The organism is Falsirhodobacter sp. alg1 (genome assembly GCF_000739715.2).
Taxonomy (GTDB): Bacteria; Pseudomonadota; Alphaproteobacteria; order Rhodobacterales; family Rhodobacteraceae; genus Falsirhodobacter.
This window is the reverse complement of record NZ_BBJC02000001.1, coordinates 41,518-64,125: the sequence shown is the minus strand read 5'-3', so window position 1 is coordinate 64,125 and position 22,608 is coordinate 41,518. Positions and strand designations below refer to the sequence as shown.

The window sequence follows — 22,608 nt, the reverse complement described above, 5'->3', positions numbered from 1 at the left end:
ACAAAATGGCGAAGACCGACTGGAAGGCCGAAGCAAAGGCGCTGAAAAAGAAGCTTTCCAAGATGGAGGCGAAATCTTCGCCAAAATCCGCGAAAGCGGTTTCGCCATTGGCACCGAAGGGGGGCTTTCCGAAGCTCCCCAATATCGAAGGGGTCGAATTTGCAGCGGTGGAGGCGGGCGTACGTTATGCTGGCCGGACCGATGTATCCCTGATCCGTCTGGCACCCGGCACTTCGGTGGCGGGTGTTTTCACGCGGTCGTCCACGCGGGCGGCCTGTGTGTTGGACTGTCAGGAAAAACTGGCGGGCCGCATTTCCCGGACTGCGGGTGCAGCCATCCTGATCAACTCCGGAAACTCCAACGCATTCACGGGCAATGCTGGCGTGAAATCGGTTGCCGAGATATGTGCCGCAGTCGCGCGTGTGACAGGCATTCCGGAGAACCGTGTATTCACCTCCTCTACCGGGGTGATCGGTGAGCCGCTGCCCCACAAACGCATCGTAGACAAGGTGGAGGATCTGGTCTGGTCATTGAACCCTGCGGGCATCGAGGATGCCGCGCGGGCGATCATGACGACCGACACTTTCCCCAAAGGCGCCACTGCCACGGTGAAGGGAGAAGGCGGAACAATCCGTATCGCCGGTATTGCCAAGGGGTCGGGCATGATCGCGCCGGATATGGCGACGATGCTGGTCTATATCTTCACCGATGCAAAGATTACGCCGGCGCTGCTGCAGAAAATGCTGTCCCGTCAGGTAGACGAAACGTTCAACGCCATTACGGTTGATAGCGATACCTCTACTTCCGATGCGCTGATTCTGGCAGCCACGGGCAAAAGCAAGGCCGCACCGGTACGCTCGGGCGAGGTCGCCCGCGCGTTCGAAGAGGCATTGGGCACGGTAATGCGTGATCTGGCACAGCAGGTGGTCAAGGATGGGGAAGGTGCGACGAAATTCGTCGAAGTGCGTGTGACGCGCGCGGCCAGTCCCGAAGATGCACATCGCGTGGCCATGGCGATTGCCAATTCACCGCTGGTCAAGACGGCAGTCGCCGGAGAGGATCCGAACTGGGGCCGTATTGTCATGGCAGTTGGAAAATCGGGGGCTGTTGCGGATCGTGACAAGTTGAAGATCAGCCTTGGCGACATGGTTCTTGCAGAACGCGGCTGGCGCAGCCGCTCCTATTCCGAGGAAGCGGCCAGCGAGTACATGAAGGGTGATGAACTGGTCATCACTGTAGATCTGGCACAGGGCCGCGCCTCGCGTACGGTGTGGACCTGCGATCTGACCCACCGTTACATCGATATCAACGCCGATTATCGTTCATGAAGCTGGTTCTTGTTGCAGCGGTGGCCCTGGTTGATGATCAGGGCCAAATCCTTATGGCGCAGCGTCCCGAGGGGAAATCCCTTGAGGGTTTGTGGGAATTTCCTGGCGGCAAAGTGGAAACAGGAGAAACGCCGGAAGCAGCCTTGGTCCGCGAGTTGCAGGAAGAGCTGGGAATCACCGTGGCCGAGGCCGATTTGGCACCCCTGACATTCGCCAGTCACAGCTATGAGTCGTTTCATTTGCTGATGCCGCTGTATGTTTGCCGGAAATGGCAGGGGATTCCCGAAGGCAGGGAGGGTCAGGCTTTGCAATGGTCGGCGATAAATTGCCTAAAAAATTTGCCAATGCCGCCTGCAGACCTGCCTTTGCTCCCCGCTCTTAGTGCTTTTATGTAACAGGGCAATCACAAACCGGTCAAATTCTGCAATCCGACGCCGAATTCATGATGTTTTTTTAATAGTTTTATGTACGGATGGTGACATAGATAAGGGAGAGAGATCCATGTTGCGCACCATCACCATCGGAAGCTGTATCTCGGTACAAGGTCTGTTCGTGAGCGATATGCCAGACGGCAAAATGATCGTTCAGGTCGGCGAGAAAAGCTTTGTAGGCCGTCCCGTTAGCTCGGAACGCGTCGCTGCTGCCTAATCAACGTCAATAAGAAAAGCCGGACCTTCGGGGCCGGTTTTTTTATGTCCAGATGCCAGATATGAAAAAGCCGGGCGCTAGGGCCCGGCTTTAAAGTTTTCAGTTCGATGCTTATTGCAGCGTACGTTTGACTTCTTCACGCTCGAAGATCTCGATCACGTCACCAACGCGAAGGTCTTCATAACGCTCGAATGCCATCCCGCACTCCTGGCCCGACTGCACTTCTTTCACTTCGTCCTTGAAGCGTTTCAGTGTCTTCAGCGTGCCTTCGTGGATTACCACGTTGTCACGCAGCAGGCGTACACCAGCCGAACGGCGGGCAATCCCCTCGGTCACAAGGCAACCTGCGATCATACCGGCACCGGTAATCTTGAAGGTTTCCTTGATCGTTGCGTAGCCGATGAAGTGCTCGCGGATTTCGTTTTTCAACAATCCGGATGCGGCAGCTTTGATGTCATCAACCAGATCATAGATGATCGAGTAATACCGGATCTCTACGCTCTTCTGGTTTGCTGACTGGCGGGCCGAAGCATTTGCACGGACGTTGAACCCGATGATCGGCGCATTCGATGCTTCTGCCAGGCCGACATCGCTGTCGGTGATGGCTCCAACACCGTAATGCAGGATACGCACGCGTACCTCGTCATTGCCGATCTTCTCAAGCGCTTGAACAATCGCCTCGGCAGAGCCTTGAACGTCGGCTTTGACCAGGACTGGCAGTTCGGCAACGCTGGCATCTGCCTTGGCCTTCGCCATCAGCTGTTCCAGGGTTGTTGCCGCACCGGCCGCAGCGCGTTTGTCCTTGGCCGCGTTTTCACGATAGGACGCAATTTCCCGCGCCTGCGCTTCGGTTTCGACCACGTTCAATACGTCACCGGCATGCGGCGTGCCGTTCAGACCCAGCACCTCGACAGGAACCGACGGGCCGGCTTCGTTCACACGCTCACCCTGATCGTTGATCAGTGCGCGGACCTTGCCCCATTGCTGGCCGACGACAAAGATATCGCCACGCTTCAGCGTACCGTTCTGAACCAGAACAGTTGCAACCGGGCCACGGCCAACATCAAGCTGCGCCTCGATCACGGCACCGGAAGCGGCGCGATCAGGGTTTGCCTTCAGTTCAAGGATCTCTGCCTGAAGCGCGATGGCCTCCAGCAGCGAATCGAGTCCCAGACCGGTTTTGGCCGAAACCTCGACATCCTGCACGTCACCCGACATCGCCTCTACGACGATTTCGTGCTGCAGTAGGTCCGTACGAACCTTCGTCGGATTGGCACCGGGCTTGTCGATCTTGTTGATCGCAACGATCATCGGAACATTGGCCGCCTTGGCGTGGTGGATCGCCTCGATGGTTTGCGGCATGACCGCGTCATCGGCAGCAACTACCAGCACGACGATATCCGTCACCTGCGTCCCGCGGGCACGCATGGAGGTGAAGGCCGCGTGGCCGGGGGTGTCGAGGAAGGTCAGCAGCGAGCCATTCTCGGTTTTCACCTGATAGGCGCCGATGTGCTGCGTGATGCCGCCTGCTTCGCCCGATACGACGTTCGCCTTGCGGATCGCGTCCAGCAGCGAGGTCTTACCATGGTCAACGTGGCCCATGATCGTAATGACCGGAGCACGCGTTTTCAGGTTCCCTGCATCATCCGTCGTCTGCTGGATGACCTGTTCCACATCGGAATCGGAAACGCGAACAGCGCGGTGGCCGAATTCCTCGATCACAAGCTGCGCGGTATCCGCGTCGATCGCCTGGTTCATCGTGACCATCATGCCCATTTTCATGAGCGACTTGACCACATCCGCCGCACGTTCCTTCATGCGGTTGGCCAGTTCGGACACGACGATGGTTTCCGGAATGCGGACATCGTAGAATTGCTTTTCAGAACGCTGGCCTGTGCCCATCGCCTTCTGACGCGCTTTTTCCTGTTTCCGCTTCATTGCAGCCAACGAACGGGTGCGTCCGCCTTCGCCCTGAAGGGCATCGTTCAGGGTCAGCTTGCCTGTACGGCGGCTGTCTTCACGACCTTTGCCAACACGGTCACGGTCTTCCCGCTCCCGCTCGGCCTTGCGCGGGCCGGGGCTGGATGGACGCGAAGGGCCGGGGCCTGCATTATTGGCCTGACGCGGTGCCGGCGCTTCTGCTTCGGCACTTTTCGCGGCTTCGGCACGGCGGGCGTCCGCTTCGGCCAGCGCTTTCATGCGCTCGGCTTCTTCGGCCTTGGCCTTCAGTGCGGCCTCACGTTCACGCTCTTCACGCTCGCGGGCTTCAATTTCGTCGCGGCGGCGCTGACGCTCTTCTTCCCGCTGACGCTCTTCTTCCGCGCGGCGGATTGCGTCATCGGCTTCACGTGCCTTTGCAGCACGCAACGCCGTCAGGCGCCGTTCCATTTCGGCATCGGTGATGCCTGCAGGGCGTTTTGATGGGTCACCCAAACGGGTTTGACCGCTGCCAGAGGCTGCCCCAGGAGCACCCTGCTTCGGCACGACAACGCGTTTGCGCTTCGTTTCTACCAGAACACTCTTCGTGCGGCCGTGGCTGAAGCTTTGCTTCACTGACCCCGGACGCGGGGCCCCGCCCAGACCGAGGGGCTTTTTACCGTCTGTATCGCTCATGCGTCTTTCGTATCCCTTCCGGCGGGCCTGCCGCCGATGTCACCGCGAAGTCCGGCGAGTCTTGCGGCTTCCTCTACTACACGCTTGGTGAGTCCGCCAGCCGCAAGCGCGCCGTGTATCGCATGTTCACGTCCGAAAGCCAAACCCAATTCCTCAGAGGTCAGGCAGCCTATGAACGTTTCTGTTCCGCCCGGAGGGTGCAGCTTCGATTTGCCGCGTTCCGAGCCGTCGCTGGCCTGGACAAGAACTCGTGCCTTCTCCTTGACCAGCCAATCCTTCACCTTCTCGTACCCCGTGACCGCGGACCCTGCCTTGCGGGCAAGGCTGATCAGATCCACAACCCGGCGCGCCGTCTGTGCCTCGACCAGATCGGCAAGCCCTTCGGGGACTTTGACCGGCTGGCGTGCGGCACGTGCAAACAAGCCTTTGGCCGCGGCCTTCTCGATCGCGGCCCTATTGGCCGATACATAGAACCCGCGCCCCGGAAGTCGCCCCAAAATATCGGGGACAACCTGCGCATCGGGACCAAGGGCGAAGCGGACAAGCCCCGCCTTGGCACCCGAGGTGCCCGTAACGATGCATTTGCGCTCTGGGTCCTCGCGCATATCGTCCCGGCCACCACGGGTCATATCAGGCCTCGTCTTCTTCTTCGTATTCAGCCGGCTCTTCCTCGGCTTCCGCCTCGGTCGGGTCGACCCAGCCCAGCATGACGCGAGCTGTCATGATCAGCGTCTGTGCGTCTTCAAGGCTCATGTCAAAGGACTCCAGAAGCCCTTCATCCTTCACACGTTGACCGTTCTGCGTGGTCCAGCCGCCAGCCAGTTCCCAGTCGGCGCAGGTTGCAAAATCCTCAACCGTCTTCACGCCGTCCTTGGCCAGTGCCTCGACCATCATCGGGGTAAGACCCTCGAATTCGATCAGGCTTTCCTCGGCACCCAATGCACGGGCATTTTCCAATGCCTTGTTATTGGCTGCTTCGAGGTTGTCACGGGCACGGGCCTGCAGTTCCGAGGCAGTGTCCGAATCGAAGCCGTCGATCGACAGAAGTTCTTCCTGATCGACATAGGCCACCTCTTCAAGATTGGTGAACCCCTCCGCAACAAGGAGTTGGGCCATCATCTCGTCGATATCAAGGGTCTCCATGAACAGATTTGTCCGTTCATTGAATTCCGCCTGACGGCGCGCGCTTTCGTCGCTCTCGGTGACGATGTCGATATCCAGCGATGTCAGCTGGCTTGCAAGACGAACGTTCTGCCCGCGACGACCGATGGCCAGCGACAGTTGTTCGTCGGGCACGACCACTTCGATCTTGCCTGCGTCGTCATCGATGACCACTTTCGACACTTCTGCAGGCTGCAACGCGTTCACGAGGAACGTCGCCTGATCTTCATTCCACGGAATGATATCGATCTTTTCGCCTTGCAGTTCGTTGACCACGGCTTGAACGCGGCTTCCGCGCATACCGACGCAGGCACCGACCGGATCGATCGAATTGTCATGCGAGATTACACCGATTTTCGCGCGCGAACCCGGGTCACGGGCAACGGCCTTGATTTCGATGATGCCATCGTAGATTTCCGGCACTTCCATCTTGAACAATTCGGCCATGAACTGCGGATCGGTCCGCGACAGGAACACCTGCGGGCCGCGGGGTTCACGGCGGACATCCTTGATATAGCAGCGGATACGGTCGTTCGGACGATAGGATTCGCGGCCGATCTTTTCATTGCGGCGCAGGATCGCCTCACCACGGCCGATATCGACGATGATGTTGCCGTATTCCTCGCGTTTGACCAGACCGTTGATGATCGAGCCCTTGCGGTCCTTGAATTCATCGAACTGACGGTCCCGCTCGGCTTCGCGCACTTTCTGCAGGATGACCTGCTTGGCGGATTGTGCGGCAATGCGGCCCAGTTCCACAGGCGGAACCTCGTCGATGATCTCGTCGCCGACCTGCGGATCGGAAGTGTGGCTTTTGGCCTCCTTCACGGTCAGCTGGGCGTGGTGATTCTCCATCTCGTCGTCTTCGACCACGGTACGGATCCGCGAGAATGTCGCGCGGCCCGTCTTGCGGTCGATCTTGACGCGGATATCCAGTTCGGCACCGTAACGCGATTTCGCGGCCCGGGCGAGGCTGTCTTCCATCGCCTGAATCACCAGATCCGGATCGATCATTTTTTCGCGTGCCACCGCTTCGGCGGTTTGCAACAGTTCAAGCTGGTTGGCCGAGGTAATCGCCATGTCGATAGCCTTTCGGAGAAAATCAGTGCTTTGTTACGGGGGGCTCGATGGCGTCGTCATCGTCGTCGCCCTCCGAGGTCTGGACTTCGTCGAAATCGGATTCATTGAATGCGCCGCTGGCCTTTTTCTGGCGCAGCATTTCTGCAATCAGCTCATCTGTCAGGATCAGCTTTGCGTCGGACAGCCACTCGAACTCCAGTCCGATCGTCAGGATCTGGCCGGATTCCTCGATTTCGATCAGGATCTCAGAGCCTTCGGTGCCGCGCAGGAAGCCCTTGAAGCGGCGGCGTCCATCGATCAGCTCGGTCGTTTCGACACGGGCCTCATAGTCGGCCCACATGTCGAAATCCTTCAGACGGGTCAACGGGCGGTCGATTCCGGGCGAGGATACTTCGAGCGTATAGTTGTCATCGATCGGATCGCTGACATCCAGCACCGCCGAAACGGCCGTGGAAATCGCGCCGCAATCATCGACCTCGATCCCGCCCTCGGGCTTGTCGGCCATGATCTGCAATACGCGTGTCTTGCCGCCCATCAGGCGGATACGAACCAGCTCGAATCCCAGATCCTCGATCGTAGGGGTCACGAGTTCCGCGAGGCGCTGGTCAATAGCGGTCTTGGCAATAAGGTCGCTCATCATCGGGTCCAGACATAAAAAAACGGGCCGTAGCGGCCCGTATGTGCATCCGGTTGGAGCCTCGGGTTTGGACCCCGACGCGCCGCTGTTGCGCTGCATATAGCGCAGCAGCGCAGCAGACGCAAGCTTGCTAGACGCCCCAGCTCATGGAGGCATAGCGGCGGGTGTAGAAAATGCCCATCATCCCGATCACGAGGCAGACCAGCGTCACCTCTACCGGATAGGCAAGCTCGGTGTTGTGGGGGCTGTAGTTCAGAAAGACGAACCCGCGGATCTGGTCGATGATGTGGAACAACGGGTTCCAGTCGAACATCCCCAGCATTGCGGCGCTCAGGGTATTGGCCAGAAACATCTTGCCCGAGGCGACCATGTTGATCCGTGTATAGAGCGACACCAGCAGCTTCACCAAGCTGGGGTTCCACGGCGTTGCCGCATATCCGATCAGCCCGATGGCCGCGCCGCTGGCCCATGCCAACATGAACATCGCACCGGTCATCACGGGGTTGTCGATATGGATGGGCGTCACTACCGAATGATATATGAACAGCACCACTGCCGCAGACAGCGCCTGATTGTAGAGGGAGCCGAAGGCAGCCGCCGCCACCGCGATGATCGGGTTCATCGGGGCGTGTTTCATCATCTGCGAGGTCGGCCCCTCGGCCGAGGCGACTGCGGAAACGGTCTTGATGTGGGTCATGTAGATGAAGATGCCCGACATTACGTAAAGCACGAAATCCCCGCGGATCGCAAAGCTGCGCATGCTTGCCACGCTCATCAGCAGGTAGAACACCGTGACCAGCATCAGGGTCTGGAGCATGTTCATGATCAGGCCGATGATCGCGTTCCCGTGCCCCTTGCGGATGGAGCGTACGGTCGCGTGGAATATCGTTTCGCCGGTGATGAAGGCGGATCGCAGAATGCCTCGGCGGGCCGTCGGTGTGTAAAACATCGCGATCTCCTGATGGGGCGGGCTATGCTTGCCGTTTGGAACAGTTCGCATAATAGTGGGATACAGCCCCGTAAGCAACGCACCCCTTCGTCAGGTGCGTATGGCCATACCGGCCTGCGGGCAAAAGAGGAGATGCCGATGGATTTCGACGCCTTGGTTCCAACAATGCGCAAGCTGGCCTTGCTTGCTGGTGACCGGATTATGGAGATTTACGATTCGGCCGATTTCGAGATGCGTGTGAAATCCGATGACAGCCCCGTCACCGCCGCAGATGAAGCGGCGGATGAGATCATCTCCGAAGGGCTGCGCGCGGCATTTCCCGATGTGACGCTGATTACCGAAGAGCAGGCCGACAGCCATGCCCTTAGCGCCAAGACGTTCCTGATCGTCGATCCGCTGGATGGCACCAAGGAATTCATCCAGCGTCGTGGCGATTTCACGGTCAATATCGCCTATGTCGAAGATGGCGTGCCGTTGCGCGGAATTGTCTATGCACCTGCCAAGGGCCGTCTGTTCTACACGGATGCTTCTGGCCAGTCGGTCGAGGAGACCGGTGCCCTGCACAAGGATGTCGTGGGGGATCTGGTGCCCATGGCGGTGTCCAAGCCCGACAATGCCGCACTGATGGTTGTTGCGTCCAAATCCCACCGCGATCAGGCAACCGATGATTATATCGGCAAATACATGGTCCGTGACATGACCAGCGCCGGTTCCAGCCTGAAGTTCTGCCTCGTCGCAACGGGGGAGGCCGACATCTATCCGCGCCTTGGTCGTACGATGGAGTGGGATACCGCTGCCGGAGACGCGGTCCTGCGCGGCGCAGGCGGAACGGTCGTGCGTTTTGATGACCATACACCGCTGGCCTATGGCAAGGGCGGCTGGGACAATCCGTTCTTCATTGCATATGCGCCGGGTGTGGAACTGAAGTAATGTCCGTTCTGATCGCTATTCCTGCCCGCTATGCCTCTACCCGCTATCCGGGCAAACCGCTGGTGGAGCTTCGCGGCCCCGACGGCGCTGCCAAGACCCTGATCCGCCGCAGTTGGGATGCCGCCATGGCCGTCAGGGGGGTGGACCGGGTGGTGGTTGCCACGGATGATGCCCGCATCCGCGACCATGCCGAGGGCTTCGGTGCCGAGGTCGTCATGACCTCTGCCGAATGCCGCAATGGAACGGAGCGTTGTGCCGAGGTGGCAGCCAAGCTGCCGGGGTATGATATCGTGGTGAACCTGCAGGGAGATGCGCCGCTGACACCCGCCTGGTTCGTCGAGGATCTGGTGGCAGGGTTGCGGGCCGATTCGCAGGTGGAAATTGCAACACCGGTGCTGCGATGTGACGGCGCCGCCCTGAACGGATTGCTTGCGGACCGGCGTGCGGGCCGCGTGGGCGGAACCACGGCGGTTTTCGGGGCGGCACGTCAGGCAATGTATTTCTCCAAGGAGGTGATCCCCTTCACCTCCAGAACCTACGCCGAGGGCGAATCGACGCCGGTTTTCCACCATGTCGGGGTCTATGCCTATCGCCCCGAAGCACTGGCCAAGTACCCCGGCTGGAACATTGGCCCCTTGGAAACTCTGGAGGGTCTGGAGCAGCTCAGGTTCATGGAAAACGGCCACCGCGTTCTATGTGTAGAAGTAGAAGCGCGGGGGCGCGAATTCTGGGAACTGAACAACCCAGAGGATGTAGAACGTATAGAGTTAATGCTCGCGACACAGCGTGAATGCGCCGGTTGAAAATCGCCTATCTGCCAGCGAAATTGTTGATTTCGTTGGCAGTCATACTATTGTTCGCAAAATCACAGGGCAAAGGGTTGTCATAAGCCGTGGCAAGGTCCTAACCTGAAGATCAATTCCGCGTGTTAACGCAAAAAGTGAGAGCCATGAGCATTAAAAAGGTAACGAAAGCCGTTTTCCCGGTCGCTGGCATGGGGACACGTTTCCTGCCTGCCACGAAATCGGTCCCGAAAGAAATCCTGTCGCTGGTTGATCGTCCTTTGGTGCAATACGCAATCGATGAAGCCCGTGCGGCAGGTATCGAGGAGTTCATCTTTGTCACCTCTCGCGGCAAAAGCGCTCTCGAGGATTACTTCGATGTATCGCCCACGCTTGAAGCGTCGCTCAAGGCATCGGGCAAGACCGAGTTGCTGGACGTCCTGAACAGCACGAACATGGATGACGGCAAGATCGCCTATGTGCGTCAGCACCGCGCCCTTGGCCTTGGCCATGCTGTCTGGTGCGCCCGCCGCCTGATCGGCGACGAGCCTTTTGCCGTGATGCTGCCCGATGATGTCATCACCGGTGACACGCCCTGCCTGAAGCAGATGGTCGAAGTATATGAGCAGACCGGCGGCAACGTCGTAGCTGCCATGGAAGTGCCGACCGAGGCGACCAAATCCTACGGGATTCTGGATGTTTCCGAAGATATGGGCAACATGGTCCGCGTGAAGGGCATGGTTGAAAAGCCGAAATCCAACCCGCCATCCAACCTTGCCGTGATCGGCCGCTACATTCTGACCCCGTCGGTGCTTGAGACGCTGGACAAGAAGGAAACGGGCGCCGGTGGCGAAATCCAGCTGACCGATGCCATCGCGCAGGAAATCAAGGCATCGAACAACGTCTACGGTTTCCGTTTCCGCGGTGAGCGTTATGATTGCGGTTCCAAAGCCGGCTTCCTTCAGGCAACCGTTGCGTTCGGCCTTGCCCGCGAAGATCTGCGTGAGGAATTCAGCCACTTCCTGCAGGACATCGTTTCCAGCCATAAAGTGGCCCAGTAATCGGTGGCCAAGGCAAAGGCTGGCCCGCCTCCGGCGGCCATTCAGGAGCTTTCGCCTTTGAAGCCATCCGCGCAGACCGCGCGGGTGGCTTTTTCATTGTTCCTGCGGCGGATACGGCTGCTGCGCCGGGCAATGCGGCATCGCCACGATCTGACAGCCGTGCGGGATGTAACCGCTGGTATCCACCCGGAGGCCATTCTGGGGTTCGCCTGCATCCGGAACGAACGTCTGCGGTTGCCGTATTTTCTGGATCATGCCCGCCGCCTGGGAATCAATCATTTTCTGGTGGTGGATAACGGCAGCGATGACGGATCGCTCGAATATCTGGCCGAGCAGCCCGATATCTCGCTTTGGCAAACGGGGGCAGGATACAAGGCCTCGCGTTTTGGCGTGGATTGGACAACCTGGCTGCAGGCGCGCTACGGGCACGGGCATTGGTGCCTGACGCTGGATGCCGACGAACTGCTGATCTACCCGCATTGGGAAACCCGCGATCTGCGGGCATTGACGGGATGGCTGGACGGGCAGGGGCAGCCGATGTTTCCGGCGATGATGCTCGATCTTTTTCCCAAAGGGCCGCTGACCGCGCATCCCTATGCGGCCGGGGATGATCCGCTGGTGCATCTGCATTGGTTCGACCATGGCAATTACTCGGTTCAGGTGCAGCCGCGCATGCGCAATTTCTGGATACAGGGCGGGCCGCGCAGCCGTGCGCTGCTGGCCGATCCACGTCGCGGGCCCACGCTGAACAAGGTACCTCTGGTCCGGTGGCGTCGCGACTACGTCTATGTCAATTCGACGCATTCGCTGTTGCCCGCGCGTCTGAACCGCTTTTATGCCGAAGACGGCGGAGAGCAGGCATCGGGTGTTCTGCTTCATACAAAGTTTTTGTCCTCCGCCCCTGAACGCTCCGGGATAGAAAAGGCACGCGGGGAGCATTTTTTCGACAGCAGCCTGTTTTCGGGGTATTATGATGCATTGATTGCCGATCCCGACCTGTGGCATCGCCACGCGCAGCGTTTTCAGGGCTGGCGTCATCTGGAGGCCTTGGGCCTTATGTCGCGGGGCGGATGGGTATAAGGTGCTGTTTACATTCAACGCATGTGTTTCTAACGTTCTGAAAAGCGGCAATGGGACGGCTCAAGTCTCCGCCTCGTCAGGAGGGGTTTTGTGGGTTTGAAGGAGAAGGTCCGGTTGCGTGTCCAGCGCGAGGTCCGCCATATGCGTGCGCGCAGGCGGCAGCGGGATCTGGCGATCGTGGCAAACCGGACGGGGCGGATCCAGCGGGGGGATATCCTTATCTTCTGCACCCTGCGGAATGAGCGGATCCGGTTGCCCTATTTCTTCGAATATTACCGCAAGATGGGTGTGAACCACTTCATCTTTGTCGACAACGGAAGCGATGACGGCACCCGCGATTATCTGGTCCGGCAGGAAGATGTCTCGCTGTGGTCCACTACGGCAAGCTACAAGCGGGCGCATTTCGGGATCGACTGGCTGAACGGACTGATGCGGCGTTACGCCCATAACCATTGGTGCCTGACGGTCGATCCGGATGAGTTTCTGGTCTATCCCTTTTGCGATACGCGGCCCTTGCGTGCCTTGACCGACTGGATGGACAGCTGTTCCCTGCGGTCGATGTCGGCAATGCTGCTGGATATGTATCCGCGCGGTGCCATCGGCGAGGAGCCTTATCGCGAGGGGCAGGACCCGTTCAAGATCGCCTCATGGTTCGATACGGGCAATTACCAGATCAGCCGGAACGGGCAGTTCGGCAATGTCTGGATACAGGGTGGCCCCCGTGGCAGGGCCTTTTTCGGTGATAATCCGTTTGCCGCCCCGGCATTGAACAAGATTCCGCTGGTGCGATGGCACAGGCGCTATGCCTATATCAGCTCTACCCACATGATGCTGCCGCGTGGTCTGAACAACACCTATGACCGCTGGGGCGGAGAGCAGGTGTCAGGCTGCCTGATGCACGCGAAATTCATCGATACCTTTGGTGCCAAGGCCGAGGAAGAGATGCGACGGGGTGAACATTACGCCCAGAGCCGCGAATATGCCGCCTATCAGGAACAGCTGTCGCAAGAGCCGAAGCTATGGACCCGGTGGAGCGAGCAATATGTGAACTGGCGGCAGCTCGAAATTCTGGGCCTCATTTCCAAGGGGAATTGGGCATGAGCGTCGGATTTGTCATGCTGTGCCATACCGCACTGGATCGCGCGGCCGAGGTTGCACGGCATTGGGCCAAGCAGGGCTGCCCCGTGGTGATCCATGTAGACAGCCGCGTGCGATACCGTCTGGTACGGGAAATGCGCGACGAACTGTCCGATGTGCGCAAACTGGTAAAGTTCAGCCCCCGCTATCGCTGCCAATGGGGAGGGTGGAACCTGGTCGCGGCCACGCAGGCAGCATCGCAGGTCATGCTGAAAACATTTCCCGATGTGCAGCATGTCTATCTCTGCTCCGGCTCGTGTCTGCCATTGCGCCCTGCGGCTGATTTGATCGCCTATCTGCAGGATCGCCCCGATACCGATTTTATCGAGTCCGTCACTACCGAGGAGGTGGGCTGGACGATAGGTGGTCTGAACATCGAGCGGTTCCGCTTGTTTTTCCCCTTCTCCTGGCGCAGGCATCGTCGGCTGTTCGACATGTCGGTCCGGCTTCAGCGCCGTCTGGGCATCAGGCGACGTATCCCTTCGGGCATGGTCCCGCACCTTGGCAGCCAATGGTGGTGTCTAAGCCGCAGGACGTTGACAGCCATTCTGGACAACCCCGAACGGCAGGCGCACGATCGCTATTTCAGCCGGGTGTGGATCCCTGATGAAAGCTATTTCCAGACTTTGGTCCGCCGCTATTCCACGGCCATCGAGAGCCGTTCCCTGACGCTGTTCAAGTTCGATTTCCAGGGTAAGCCGCACATCTTCTATGACGATCACATTCCGCTTTTGCGGCGGTCGGACTGCTTTGTCGCGCGCAAGGCATGGGCGCATGCCGATGAGCTGTATGAGACATTCCTGGGCGATTGCCCCGAAGGCGTTCAGCGGTCAGAGCCCAATCCGGGGCGGATCGACCGGCTGTTTTCCGCGGCCAGAGAGCGCAGGCTGCGGGGCCGGGCGGGGCTTTATAACCAGGGGCGTTTTCCGGTCGACAATTTTGAGAACGGCAAGACCGCAGGTCCCTATTCGATGTTCCAGGGGTTCTCGGATCTTATGCCCGACTTCCCCGACTGGCTGGCCAAGGTCACCGAAAGCCGTGTCCACGGGCATCTGTTCGCGCCGGGGCGGGCCGAGTTTTCAGGCGGTGACACGATCATCGAAGGGGGGCTTTCCGATTCCGCCTCCTTGCGCGATTACAATCCCAAGAGTTTCCTGACCAGCCTGATCTGGAACACGACACCGGAGCGGCAATGCTTCCAATTCGGGCCTGCCGATAACCAGAAGCTGAACGGCTTCATTGCGGCGGATCCGAATGCCCAGATTTCGGTTATCAGCGGTGCATGGGCGGTGCCTCTTTATCGGTCCGGCCTGCCGTTTTCGGAAATCCGGCGTGAGGCCGCACGTCTGCAGCGGATCGAGATGGAGTTTCTGGAGCTTCTGTCCCGCCACTGGGTCAAGGCCCGTGTGCGCGTGTGGAACCTGTCCGAATTTCTGGATGATCCGCTGGAGCTTCTGCAGCTTCTGGTCGAGGAAATTGCCCCCCGCCTGCGCCCCCGGCTGACGCAGCCCCCCGAGATCGTCGATCTGGCCGGATTTGGCCGCTTCTTGCAGGATCTTCGCAATCAGGGCATGCAGCCTATGGTCATGGGGGATTATCCCGCCAATGACCAGTTTCACACGCCCGACCGGCACGGCCACCCCTTACTGGTAAGTTGAGATGACCTTCACAAGTTTTGCAATGTTTGCCGCGATGCGGACCGGTTCCAATTTTCTGGAAGCGAATCTGAATGCGATGGAAGGCGTCACCTGCCATGGGGAGGTTTTCAATCCGGCCTTCATGGGGCAATTGAACCAGACCGAGATGTTCGGCATTTCCCTGGCGGAACGTGACCGGGATCCGCTGGCGACATTGGCCGCCATGCGCGACCAAACCAAGGGCCTTGCCGGGTTTCGCCAGTTTCAGGACCATGACGTCCGCATTACCGAGGCGGTCCTGAACGACCCCAGCTGTGCCAAAATCATCCTGACGCGCAATCCGCTGGAATCCTATACCTCACTGTTGATCGCGCGGGCGACGGGGCAATGGAAGCTGACCCATGCGGGCAATGTCCGGAACGCCAAGGTGCATTTCGACCCCGAAGGGTTCGAAGAGCATCTGGACAACCTGGGCCATTTTTATGCGGGTGTCATGCGGCAGTTACAGATAACGGGCCAGACCGCCTTCCATATCGACTATGAAGATATCCAGGACATCAATGTTCTGAACGGCCTTGCAAAGTTTCTGGGGGTCGAGGCGCGGCTGGCCGAACCCGACAGCAAATTGAAAAAACAGAATCCGGCCCCTCTGTCGGAAAAGCTGGAAAACCCCGAGGCCGTCACCGAGGCACTGGCCCGCATCGACCGGTTCGATTTTGCGCGCATTCCGAATTTCGAGCCGCGCCGCGGTCCGTCGGTTCCGACTTTTGTCGCAGCCAAGGATGCCCCGGCCATGTATCTGCCGATGCGGAACGGGCCGGATGAACAGGTCGTGGCATGGCTGTCCGAATTGGGGGATGGCGTCATCGAACGGATGGACCAGCGTTCGTTGCGCCAATGGCGGGAGGCACAGGGTGCCCCGTTGAGCTTTACCGTATTGCGGCACCCCTTGGCGCGGGCCTATGCGGCGTTTTCCAACCAGTTGATCACCGGCGCCCTGCCGGGAATACGCCAACAGCTAGTACGCCGCTTTGGTGTGCCCTTGCCGCCCGTGGGGCAGGAGATGCCGTTCGAAGAGCATCGGGCCGCCTTTGTGGCTTTCTTGCGGTATCTGAAACTGCATACGTCGGGGCAGTCGGGGGTTCGGGCCGAGGCAGGCTTTGCCACGCAGCAAGCTATGCTGGAAGGGTTTGGCCAGTTGCGTGCGCCGGACCTGATCCTGCGCGAGAACCGCTTGGCCGAAGGGCTGGCCTATCTTGCCAGCCAGCTGGATCGTCCGGCCCCGGTTCTGGGGGCCTCGGTCCCTGTGGGTAGCGTGCCGCTGGCGGCGCTGGTGGATGACGAGATCGAGGATACTGCCCGCGAAGCCTACCAGCGTGATTATGACGCCTTCGGCTTCGGGCAGTGGCGCGACGAGAGTTAGGCTGCCTGCGAGGCGCGCGCCTCGGTCAGGATGGCATAAAGCTTGGCCGGATCGGTATTGGCGCGCAGCTTCTGGCAAATCTGTGGGTCGCGCATCGTGCGCGATACCAATGCCAACGCCTTTAGGTGATCAACACCTGAATCCTTGGGCGCGAACAGGGCAAAAATCAGATCGACAGGCTGACGGTCGACGGAATCGTAATCCAGCGGTTTTTCAAGACGGATGAACATGCCCTGAATACCCGGCAGGCTGTGCAGCCGGGCATGGGGCAGGGCGATGCCATGGCCCACACCGGTGGGGCCAAGGCCCTCGCGTTCCTGCAACCCGTCGGTCGCGCTGGCGGGGGTCATGCCGTAGGCAGTGCCTGCGAGGTCCCCCAGCTCCTGAAACAGGCGCTTCTTGCTGGTCAGATGGCCGATCACACGAACGGCCTCCGGGGCGAGAATTTTCGTCAGTTCCATGGCATCTCCGACCGGACTTGGTATCTATCCGGCGTTGCGCGGATCGATCCAGCCGATATTACCGTCATCGCGACGATATACGACATTCACGCCTCCGTGTCCTTCATTTCGGAAGACCAGCATCTTCTGGCCTCCAAGCTCTAGCTGCATGACTGCTTCGCCTACGGTAATGGCAGGCACCTTCGCCTCCATCTCTGCGATAATCATGGGTTCATCCCCCTCTGATGTCGCACTTTCAGCCTCGTCAGTCGGCGCGAGGATATATGAGGATGCGCCGCCGAATTCAACAGGCGTCGTACGGTCGCGATGGTGATCGCGCAGGCGACGTTTGTAACGACGCAACTGTTTGTCCATTTTTTCGCGCGCCGCCTCGAATGCGGCATAGATCTCGGTCGCGCGGCCCTTGGCGGAGGCATTCAGGCCGGTCGAAAGGTGGATCATCGCCTCGCAGGTATATTCGTGTGCCATGCGTGAGAAAATTATGACAGCGTCGGTCGGGCGCTGGGCATATTTTTCGACCACTTCGTTCAGTTCGGATTGTACATGGGTCTGGAGTGCCTCGCCGATGTCGATCTGCTTGCCACTAATCTGGTAACGCATGGTTTTTTCCTCCTTCGAACTTACGGGACACGAAAGCCCCATGATTCAATGATGGGGGGTTCGCGGGCAAAATCCAGTCCACCGGGCATGGGGCGGCGAATTTACGCACCCCCTGATTGGGCGTCAGGCCCCGTCAAACGTCAACGATTCGTGACAGACACAGATTCAGGAAAGAGAAAAGCTATCGCCCAGATAAACCTGACGAACCATCGGATCCGCCACGATTTCCTCGGTCGTCCCGTTTTTCAGGATCGTCCCGTCGTGCAGGATATAGGCGCGGTCCACGATGCCCAACGTCTCGCGAACGTTATGGTCGGTGATAAGAACGCCCAGTCCACGTGTTTTCAGATCATGCACCAGATGGCGGATTTCGGCCACCGCGATGGGATCCACGCCGGCAAAGGGCTCGTCCAGCAGAACGTAATGCGGATCGGCGGCAAGGCAGCGCGCAATCTCGGCACGACGACGTTCCCCGCCCGAAAGGGCCAGCGCCGGAGAGCGGCGGATATGCGTAATCGAGAATTCGGTCAACAGCTCTTCCAGGCGTTCGCGTCGGCGATGTCGGTCGGGCTCGCGGATCTCCAGCACGGCCAGGATATTGTCCTCCACCGTCAGTCCGCGGAAAATAGAGACTTCCTGCGGAAGATAGCCGATCCCGAGCCGTGCGCGACGATACATCGGCAGCGCCGTCACGTCGCGCCCGTCCAGCACGACCGCGCCGCTTTCGGGTGTTACAAGCCCCGCGATAGAATAGAAGCAGGTGGTCTTGCCCGATCCGTTCGGTCCCAGCAGGGCCACCACCTCACCCCGGTTCAACGTGAGGGAGACATCGCGGATCACGGTGCGCCGGCGATAGCTCTTCTGCAGGTTCCGGATTTCCAGGCCTGTGGCGTTCACTGGCGTGCACCCGGCTGGAACAGGGTCTGTACCCGTCCCTCCATCCGGCCATTGCCCGATTCCAGATCCAGAACCAGTCGCTGACCCGACATGGTGCTTGGCCCTTGGGTCAGGATGACATCGCCGGTCATAATCACCTCACCCGAGGCGATGGTGTAGCTTGCTTCTTTCGCCTCGGCTGCGATTTCGGCATTGGCCAGGGTGACGCCGCCGGTGGCATGCATGGTGCGGATCTCGTTCTGCTCGGTGCCGTATTCCACGCGAACCTCCCCCGCGGCCAGCCGCAGGTCACCCTGCGCCACGCGGACATTCCCGCTGAAGGTCGCCATTCCCGTTGCCTGATCGACCGAAAGCTGATCGGCATCGACGCTGACAGGGGCCGACGTATCCTGTTCGGCTGTTCCAAGGTCAATCTGGGCCCCCTGGGCAGAGGCCATGATCGGAGCCATGGCCAATGAAGCCAGCACGAGCGTCGCTTTCAGCATGGATCCTCTCAAAACATCATTCCTTTGTTGGCGTGTATATCAGCTTGACCCCGTCGGTGAAGTCCAGCAGGTAATTTCCCGCGCCGGCCTGTCCGACGGTCAGCGTCATTCCGCCCGCAGTCAGCTGCCCCATGGGGGCCTGTGCCGTGATCGGGCCGTCACCTGTCATTTCCGTGCGGTCCAGAAACATGTTCGCCTCGGGCATGCGGATGTCATAGCCCTGCGAATTATAGATATGCACCTGCCCTGTCAGGGTAACCTGGCCGCCATTGGGGTCATATATGCCCGATGCGGATTGCATGCGGGTGCGGACGCCGTCCTGCGTGTTCAGATCCACCCGCATCGCCGTCATGCTGGCGGGGCGATCCTTGGTCGGGGGGCGCGCCTCGGCGGCGGCAATGCTCAGCAGGGCGCCATCCGCCGTCACACCCGACCATGTGGGCAATGTCAGTCGCGGATCCATTGCGCGGCCTTCGATATCCACCGTCGAATAGGGAAGGGCATCTTCCGGATCGATCGTGCGGGATACCAGAAAGATCGTGGACAGCATGACAAGCGCGACCAGCGGCAGAACTATCTTGAGCAATGCCACCAGCCGTGAATGCCGGTCCCGGATCCGCGCCATATCAGATAACTCCGGCCCGCAGGCAGTCATGGATATGGATCAGGCCGACCGGGGCACCATCCCTGACAACGAACAGGGCGGTAATCTTGCGTTCCTGCATGATGGCCACCGCCTGCTCGGCCAGGGCATCGGGGCCGATGGTGCGGGGCGCGGTGGTCATCACCTCGGCCGCGCGGTGGGATAGCAGCCCGTCCATGTGGCGCCGCAAATCCCCGTCGGTGATCACACCGGCCAGCCTGTCGCCGTCGACCACGCCCAGAACGCCAAAGCCCTTGCCGCTCATGACAAGCAGCGCCTCGGTCATCGGCATGTCCACAGGAACCAGCGGCAGGTCGCTGTGCATCAGATCCCGCACATGGGCCAGCTTGGCACCCAGTTTGCCACCGGGATGGAAAACGCGGAACTGGGCTGGCGTGAATTCACGATGTTCCATCAGCGCCAGCGCCAGGGCATCGCCAAGCGCCAGTGTCATGGTGGTGGATGTGGTGGGCACGATACCTGTTCCGCAGGCTTCTGGGGCGGAGGGCAGAACCAGAGCCACATCCGACTGGCGAAGGAGCGTGGAGTCCGCGCGTGAGGCGATCCCTATCATCGGAATGGAAAAGCGGCGTGTATGGGCGATCAGATTTGCAAGTTCCGGCGTTTCACCGGAATAGGACAGCACCAGTACCACATCCTCGGCGGTGACCATGCCCAGATCCCCATGGCTCGCCTCGGCCGGATGCACGAATTGCGCAGGTGTGCCGGTGGAGGCGAAGGTGGCAGCGATCTTGCGGGCGATATGGCCCGATTTTCCCATGCCGGACACGATCACACGCCCCCGCGCCCCGAGGATCATGCCAACGGCGGCAACAAAGCTGTCATCCAGCGCCTCTGCCAATGTCACGAGGGCGGCAGCCTCTATTCCGATCACGCGGCGGGCGGTGCCCAGATAGTCAGTGGTGGAAGATGTCATTGGGTTCGTCCCATCCCATAAGGTCCAACTTGGCGCGCGTCGGCAGAAAATCAAAGCAGCTCTGTGCAAGCTCCATCCGGTCTTCGCGTTGCAGCCGCCGCTCCAGTTCCCGCATCAGGGCATGAAGATGCAGCACATCGGACGCTGCATATTCCTTTTGTGCCTGTGTCAGCACATCTGCGCCCCAATCCGACGTCTGCTGTTGCTTTGATACGTCCACGCCCACCATTTCCGACAGCAGATGCTTCAATCCGTGCCGGTCGGTAAAGGTGCGGATCATCCGCGAGGCGATTTTCGTGCACCAGACCGGGGCGGTCGTGACGCCGAAGGCGGCATAAAGCGCAGCGATGTCGAAGCGCCCGAAATGGAACAGCTTCAGAACTTCCGGATCGGCCAGCAACCGTTCAAGGTTCGGCGCGCTTTTCTGGCCCTTCGTAATCTGGACCAGATGGGCGTGGCCATTGCCCGAAGACAGTTGCACCACGCACAATCTGTCGCGCCGCGGATCAAGGCCCATGGTTTCCGTGTCAATTGCCACAACCGGGCCTAGGTCGAGGCCGTCGGGCAAATCGCTTTTGTACAGATGTATGGTCATGGATATCCGCGCCGCCTTTGTCGTGCCCCAGCTAAGCCTTCCGGCCGCGCGGCGCAAGAAAGGCCTCGTCCTTTGCGCTGCGCGATGCGGGCGCAGGCAGGATCATGCGCGGGTTGGCGGGCATATCCTGATACGCCCGCCAATTCCATTCATTCAGCGGCAGAATAGGTGACGGTTACCGGGTCAAGCCCGTCAATGCCGCCCCGAACCACGCTTCCGGCCACGACAGGGCCGATGCCGGCAGGTGTGCCCGTCATCAACAGATCACCGGGCTGCAGGTGGTAGAAACGCGAAAGGTAGCTGAGAACCTCGGCACAACCACGGGCCATGGCCGACAGTTTGCTGTCCTGTTTGATGTCGCCATCCAGCGTCAGCCACAGGCGTTGATCCGCGATCGGCCCCATCGCCTCTTTTCTGGTAATGGGGGCAATGATCGAGGACTGCTCGAAATTCTTCGCAAAATCCCACGGGCGGCCTTTCTGTTTGGCAGCCGCCTGCAGATCGCGTCGCGTCATGTCCAGGCCGGAAGCGTAGCCGTAGATCGCGGCTTCTGCCTCTGCTTCGGTGGCTTGGAACAGGGGGGCGCCGATGGCAATCACCAGCTCCATTTCATAATGCAGATTTTCAGTGCCCGGCGCATAGGGCACGGTTGCCCCCGATTGCACCAGGGTGCTTGCATCCTTCATGAAATAGAAGGGCGCCTCCATGTCGACGCTAGACCCCATTTCCTTGGCGTGATCGGCGTAATTCTGACCAACGCAGAAAATGCGGTGAACGGGGTACCCTTCGTCCTCCCCGACAACCGGCAGAATGGGGTAGGATTTTTGCGGAAACAGGCTGCCCGTCATTTCGAGGCTCCGGGCTGTTTTGCAAAGCGCAGATAGGGCAGCTTGATGTCCAGATCGCCGAATTTTTCACGGGCCTGATCGTCGTTGAGGCTGAGTGCCACGATCACATCCTGACCGGGCTGCCAGTTGGCGGGGGTTGCGATCGGTACGCCGTCGGTGGCCTGTACGGCATCCAGAGCGCGCAGGATCTCGGCAAAGTTGCGGCCGACTGACATCGGATAGGAAATGGTCAGGCGTACCTTCTTGTCCGGCCCCACCAGATAGACCGTCCGTACAGTGGCGGTATGGGCCGGCGTGCGCCCTTCGGTCGGGGTGTAATATTCAGCGGGCAGCATGTCATAGGCCTTGGAAACGGCCAGGGAGGTATCATCGATGATCGGAAAATCGGCAGGATTGCCCGCCACCGCCTCGATATCATGCTTCCATTTCGCATGCTCTTCGACGGTGTCGACGGAAACACCGATCACCTTGGTGTTCCGCTTGGCGAATTCGCCCGCCAGCTGTGCCACGGCGCTGAATTCGGTGGTGCATACGGGCGTGAAATCACGCGGGTGGCTGAACACGATGGCGTAACCGTCACCGATCCAGTCATGGAAACGGATCGTGCCTGCGGTGCTCTCGGCGGTAAAGTCGGGGGCGATGTCATTGATGCGGATGGACATGGAAATCTCCTTCT

The 22,608-nt window shown here is 59.7% G+C and carries 24 protein-coding genes; 10 read left to right on the top strand and 14 right to left on the bottom strand.

Annotated elements, in window-relative coordinates; genetic code table 11:
- The first annotated feature begins 5 nt into the window (after positions 1–5).
- The 3 genes from argJ (at position 6) to TR36_RS15685 (ending at position 1,976) form a co-directional block, all read left to right on the top strand.
- Entirely contained in the window at positions 6–1,328 is a 1,323-nt protein-coding gene (argJ, locus tag TR36_RS00315; protein WP_045393347.1) for a bifunctional glutamate N-acetyltransferase/amino-acid acetyltransferase ArgJ, read from the top strand.
- A complete protein-coding gene (gene mutT, locus TR36_RS00310) occupies positions 1,325–1,723 on the top strand; it encodes an 8-oxo-dGTP diphosphatase MutT (RefSeq protein ID WP_045393344.1) in 399 nt (132 codons plus the stop codon). Before argJ ends, mutT begins: the two co-directional genes overlap by 4 nt.
- Before the next feature lie 106 nt (positions 1,724–1,829).
- A complete protein-coding gene (locus TR36_RS15685; RefSeq protein WP_045393341.1) occupies positions 1,830–1,976 on the top strand; it encodes a hypothetical protein in 147 nt (48 codons plus the stop codon).
- Between the two features lie 111 nt (positions 1,977–2,087).
- On the opposite strand, the gene infB is transcribed toward TR36_RS15685, so the two are convergent.
- The 5 genes from infB to TR36_RS00285 form a co-directional block, all read right to left on the bottom strand.
- Positions 2,088–4,589, bottom strand: coding sequence for a translation initiation factor IF-2 (infB, locus tag TR36_RS00305; RefSeq protein WP_045393338.1), 2,502 nt, complete (start codon positions 4,587–4,589; stop codon positions 2,088–2,090).
- Complete coding sequence (locus tag TR36_RS00300; protein WP_045393335.1) at positions 4,586–5,218, bottom strand: RNA-binding protein; 633 nt, start codon at positions 5,216–5,218, stop codon at positions 4,586–4,588. Before TR36_RS00300 ends, infB begins: the two co-directional genes overlap by 4 nt.
- Before the next feature lies 1 nt (position 5,219).
- Positions 5,220–6,830: a transcription termination factor NusA gene (nusA, locus tag TR36_RS00295; RefSeq protein ID WP_045393332.1), complete on the bottom strand. Its 1,611-nt coding sequence runs from the start codon at positions 6,828–6,830 to the stop codon at positions 5,220–5,222.
- Between the two features lie 22 nt (positions 6,831–6,852).
- Positions 6,853–7,467, bottom strand: coding sequence for a ribosome maturation factor RimP (gene rimP / locus TR36_RS00290; RefSeq protein WP_153010451.1), 615 nt, complete (start codon positions 7,465–7,467; stop codon positions 6,853–6,855).
- A 130-nt stretch (positions 7,468–7,597) separates the two neighbouring features.
- Entirely contained in the window at positions 7,598–8,416 is an 819-nt protein-coding gene (locus tag TR36_RS00285) for an ABC transporter permease (protein WP_045393327.1), read from the bottom strand.
- A 138-nt stretch (positions 8,417–8,554) separates the two neighbouring features.
- On the opposite strand from TR36_RS00285, the gene cysQ reads away from it, so the two are divergent.
- The 7 genes from cysQ (at position 8,555) to TR36_RS00250 (ending at position 16,466) form a co-directional block, all read left to right on the top strand.
- Complete coding sequence (cysQ, locus tag TR36_RS00280; protein WP_045393325.1) at positions 8,555–9,346, top strand: 3'(2'),5'-bisphosphate nucleotidase CysQ; 792 nt, start codon at positions 8,555–8,557, stop codon at positions 9,344–9,346.
- Positions 9,346–10,149, top strand: coding sequence for a 3-deoxy-manno-octulosonate cytidylyltransferase (locus TR36_RS00275; RefSeq protein WP_045393323.1), 804 nt, complete (start codon positions 9,346–9,348; stop codon positions 10,147–10,149). The genes cysQ and TR36_RS00275 overlap by 1 nt, the downstream gene beginning before the upstream one ends.
- Before the next feature lie 146 nt (positions 10,150–10,295).
- Complete coding sequence (gene galU, locus TR36_RS00270) at positions 10,296–11,189, top strand: UTP--glucose-1-phosphate uridylyltransferase GalU (RefSeq protein WP_045393321.1); 894 nt, start codon at positions 10,296–10,298, stop codon at positions 11,187–11,189.
- Between the two features lie 132 nt (positions 11,190–11,321).
- Positions 11,322–12,269, top strand: coding sequence for a glycosyltransferase family 2 protein (locus TR36_RS00265; protein WP_082714829.1), 948 nt, complete (start codon positions 11,322–11,324; stop codon positions 12,267–12,269).
- A gap of 90 nt (positions 12,270–12,359) precedes the next feature.
- Positions 12,360–13,370 (top strand): glycosyltransferase family 2 protein, encoded by a 1,011-nt coding sequence (locus tag TR36_RS00260; RefSeq protein ID WP_045393318.1) that lies wholly within the window; start codon positions 12,360–12,362, stop codon positions 13,368–13,370.
- Positions 13,367–15,064 carry a beta-1,6-N-acetylglucosaminyltransferase gene (locus TR36_RS00255; protein WP_062762044.1) on the top strand — a complete coding sequence of 566 codons (1,698 nt, stop codon included), beginning with the start codon at positions 13,367–13,369 and terminating at the stop codon, positions 15,062–15,064. Before TR36_RS00260 ends, TR36_RS00255 begins: the two co-directional genes overlap by 4 nt.
- A gap of 1 nt (position 15,065) precedes the next feature.
- Positions 15,066–16,466 (top strand): hypothetical protein, encoded by a 1,401-nt coding sequence (locus TR36_RS00250; RefSeq protein WP_045393313.1) that lies wholly within the window; start codon positions 15,066–15,068, stop codon positions 16,464–16,466.
- Here TR36_RS00250 and TR36_RS00245 read toward each other — a convergent pair.
- The 9 genes from TR36_RS00245 to TR36_RS00205 form a co-directional block, all read right to left on the bottom strand.
- A complete protein-coding gene (locus TR36_RS00245; protein WP_045393311.1) occupies positions 16,463–16,927 on the bottom strand; it encodes a PTS sugar transporter subunit IIA in 465 nt (154 codons plus the stop codon). The two genes, TR36_RS00250 and TR36_RS00245, sit on opposite strands and share 4 nt — an antisense overlap.
- A 24-nt stretch (positions 16,928–16,951) precedes the next feature.
- On the bottom strand, positions 16,952–17,527 hold the full coding sequence (gene hpf / locus TR36_RS00240) for a ribosome hibernation-promoting factor, HPF/YfiA family (RefSeq protein ID WP_045393308.1): 576 nt from the start codon (positions 17,525–17,527) through the stop codon (positions 16,952–16,954).
- A 165-nt stretch (positions 17,528–17,692) separates the two neighbouring features.
- Complete coding sequence (gene lptB / locus TR36_RS00235) at positions 17,693–18,424, bottom strand: LPS export ABC transporter ATP-binding protein (RefSeq protein WP_045393307.1); 732 nt, start codon at positions 18,422–18,424, stop codon at positions 17,693–17,695.
- Positions 18,421–18,909 carry a lipopolysaccharide transport periplasmic protein LptA gene (gene lptA / locus TR36_RS00230; RefSeq protein WP_153010450.1) on the bottom strand — a complete coding sequence of 163 codons (489 nt, stop codon included), beginning with the start codon at positions 18,907–18,909 and terminating at the stop codon, positions 18,421–18,423. Before lptA ends, lptB begins: the two co-directional genes overlap by 4 nt.
- A gap of 16 nt (positions 18,910–18,925) precedes the next feature.
- The gene (gene lptC, locus TR36_RS00225) at positions 18,926–19,534 is read right to left on the bottom strand and encodes an LPS export ABC transporter periplasmic protein LptC (protein WP_045393305.1); all 609 of its coding nucleotides are present in this window, start codon (positions 19,532–19,534) and stop codon (positions 18,926–18,928) included.
- Position 19,535: 1 nt separating this feature from the next.
- Positions 19,536–20,489, bottom strand: a complete 954-nt coding sequence (locus tag TR36_RS00220) for an SIS domain-containing protein (protein ID WP_045393303.1) — start codon at positions 20,487–20,489, stop codon at positions 19,536–19,538.
- Positions 20,470–21,084, bottom strand: a complete 615-nt coding sequence (locus TR36_RS00215) for a ribonuclease D (RefSeq protein WP_045393301.1) — start codon at positions 21,082–21,084, stop codon at positions 20,470–20,472. The genes TR36_RS00220 and TR36_RS00215 overlap by 20 nt, the downstream gene beginning before the upstream one ends.
- A 149-nt stretch (positions 21,085–21,233) precedes the next feature.
- Positions 21,234–21,932, bottom strand: coding sequence for a fumarylacetoacetate hydrolase family protein (locus TR36_RS00210; RefSeq protein WP_045393299.1), 699 nt, complete (start codon positions 21,930–21,932; stop codon positions 21,234–21,236).
- Positions 21,929–22,594 carry a peroxiredoxin gene (locus TR36_RS00205; protein ID WP_045393297.1) on the bottom strand — a complete coding sequence of 222 codons (666 nt, stop codon included), beginning with the start codon at positions 22,592–22,594 and terminating at the stop codon, positions 21,929–21,931. Before TR36_RS00205 ends, TR36_RS00210 begins: the two co-directional genes overlap by 4 nt.
- Between the last annotated feature and the right edge of the window lie 14 nt (positions 22,595–22,608).

What these genes read in the sequence shown, in the direction of transcription:
- mutT (WP_045393344.1), top strand. Translation starts at nt 1,325, where the DNA reads ATGAAGCTGGTTCTTGTTGCAGCGGTGGCCCTGGTTGATGATCAGGGC.
- TR36_RS00285 (WP_045393327.1), bottom strand. Translation starts at nt 8,416, where the DNA reads ATGTTTTACACACCGACGGCCCGCCGAGGCATTCTGCGATCCGCCTTC.
- hpf (WP_045393308.1), bottom strand. Translation starts at nt 17,527, where the DNA reads ATGCGTTACCAGATTAGTGGCAAGCAGATCGACATCGGCGAGGCACTC.
- nusA (WP_045393332.1), bottom strand. Translation starts at nt 6,830, where the DNA reads ATGGCGATTACCTCGGCCAACCAGCTTGAACTGTTGCAAACCGCCGAA.
- TR36_RS00255 (WP_062762044.1), top strand. Translation starts at nt 13,367, where the DNA reads ATGAGCGTCGGATTTGTCATGCTGTGCCATACCGCACTGGATCGCGCG.
- argJ (WP_045393347.1), top strand. Translation starts at nt 6, where the DNA reads ATGGCGAAGACCGACTGGAAGGCCGAAGCAAAGGCGCTGAAAAAGAAG.
- infB (WP_045393338.1), bottom strand. Translation starts at nt 4,589, where the DNA reads ATGAGCGATACAGACGGTAAAAAGCCCCTCGGTCTGGGCGGGGCCCCG.
- TR36_RS15685 (WP_045393341.1), top strand. Translation starts at nt 1,830, where the DNA reads ATGTTGCGCACCATCACCATCGGAAGCTGTATCTCGGTACAAGGTCTG.
- TR36_RS00220 (WP_045393303.1), bottom strand. Translation starts at nt 20,489, where the DNA reads ATGACATCTTCCACCACTGACTATCTGGGCACCGCCCGCCGCGTGATC.
- TR36_RS00215 (WP_045393301.1), bottom strand. Translation starts at nt 21,084, where the DNA reads ATGACCATACATCTGTACAAAAGCGATTTGCCCGACGGCCTCGACCTA.
- TR36_RS00205 (WP_045393297.1), bottom strand. Translation starts at nt 22,594, where the DNA reads ATGTCCATCCGCATCAATGACATCGCCCCCGACTTTACCGCCGAGAGC.
- galU (WP_045393321.1), top strand. Translation starts at nt 10,296, where the DNA reads ATGAGCATTAAAAAGGTAACGAAAGCCGTTTTCCCGGTCGCTGGCATG.
- cysQ (WP_045393325.1), top strand. Translation starts at nt 8,555, where the DNA reads ATGGATTTCGACGCCTTGGTTCCAACAATGCGCAAGCTGGCCTTGCTT.
- rimP (WP_153010451.1), bottom strand. Translation starts at nt 7,467, where the DNA reads ATGAGCGACCTTATTGCCAAGACCGCTATTGACCAGCGCCTCGCGGAA.
- TR36_RS00210 (WP_045393299.1), bottom strand. Translation starts at nt 21,932, where the DNA reads ATGACGGGCAGCCTGTTTCCGCAAAAATCCTACCCCATTCTGCCGGTT.
- lptA (WP_153010450.1), bottom strand. Translation starts at nt 18,909, where the DNA reads ATGCTGAAAGCGACGCTCGTGCTGGCTTCATTGGCCATGGCTCCGATC.
- TR36_RS00275 (WP_045393323.1), top strand. Translation starts at nt 9,346, where the DNA reads ATGTCCGTTCTGATCGCTATTCCTGCCCGCTATGCCTCTACCCGCTAT.
- TR36_RS00250 (WP_045393313.1), top strand. Translation starts at nt 15,066, where the DNA reads ATGACCTTCACAAGTTTTGCAATGTTTGCCGCGATGCGGACCGGTTCC.
- TR36_RS00265 (WP_082714829.1), top strand. Translation starts at nt 11,322, where the DNA reads ATGCGGCATCGCCACGATCTGACAGCCGTGCGGGATGTAACCGCTGGT.
- TR36_RS00245 (WP_045393311.1), bottom strand. Translation starts at nt 16,927, where the DNA reads ATGGAACTGACGAAAATTCTCGCCCCGGAGGCCGTTCGTGTGATCGGC.
- lptC (WP_045393305.1), bottom strand. Translation starts at nt 19,534, where the DNA reads ATGGCGCGGATCCGGGACCGGCATTCACGGCTGGTGGCATTGCTCAAG.
- TR36_RS00300 (WP_045393335.1), bottom strand. Translation starts at nt 5,218, where the DNA reads ATGACCCGTGGTGGCCGGGACGATATGCGCGAGGACCCAGAGCGCAAA.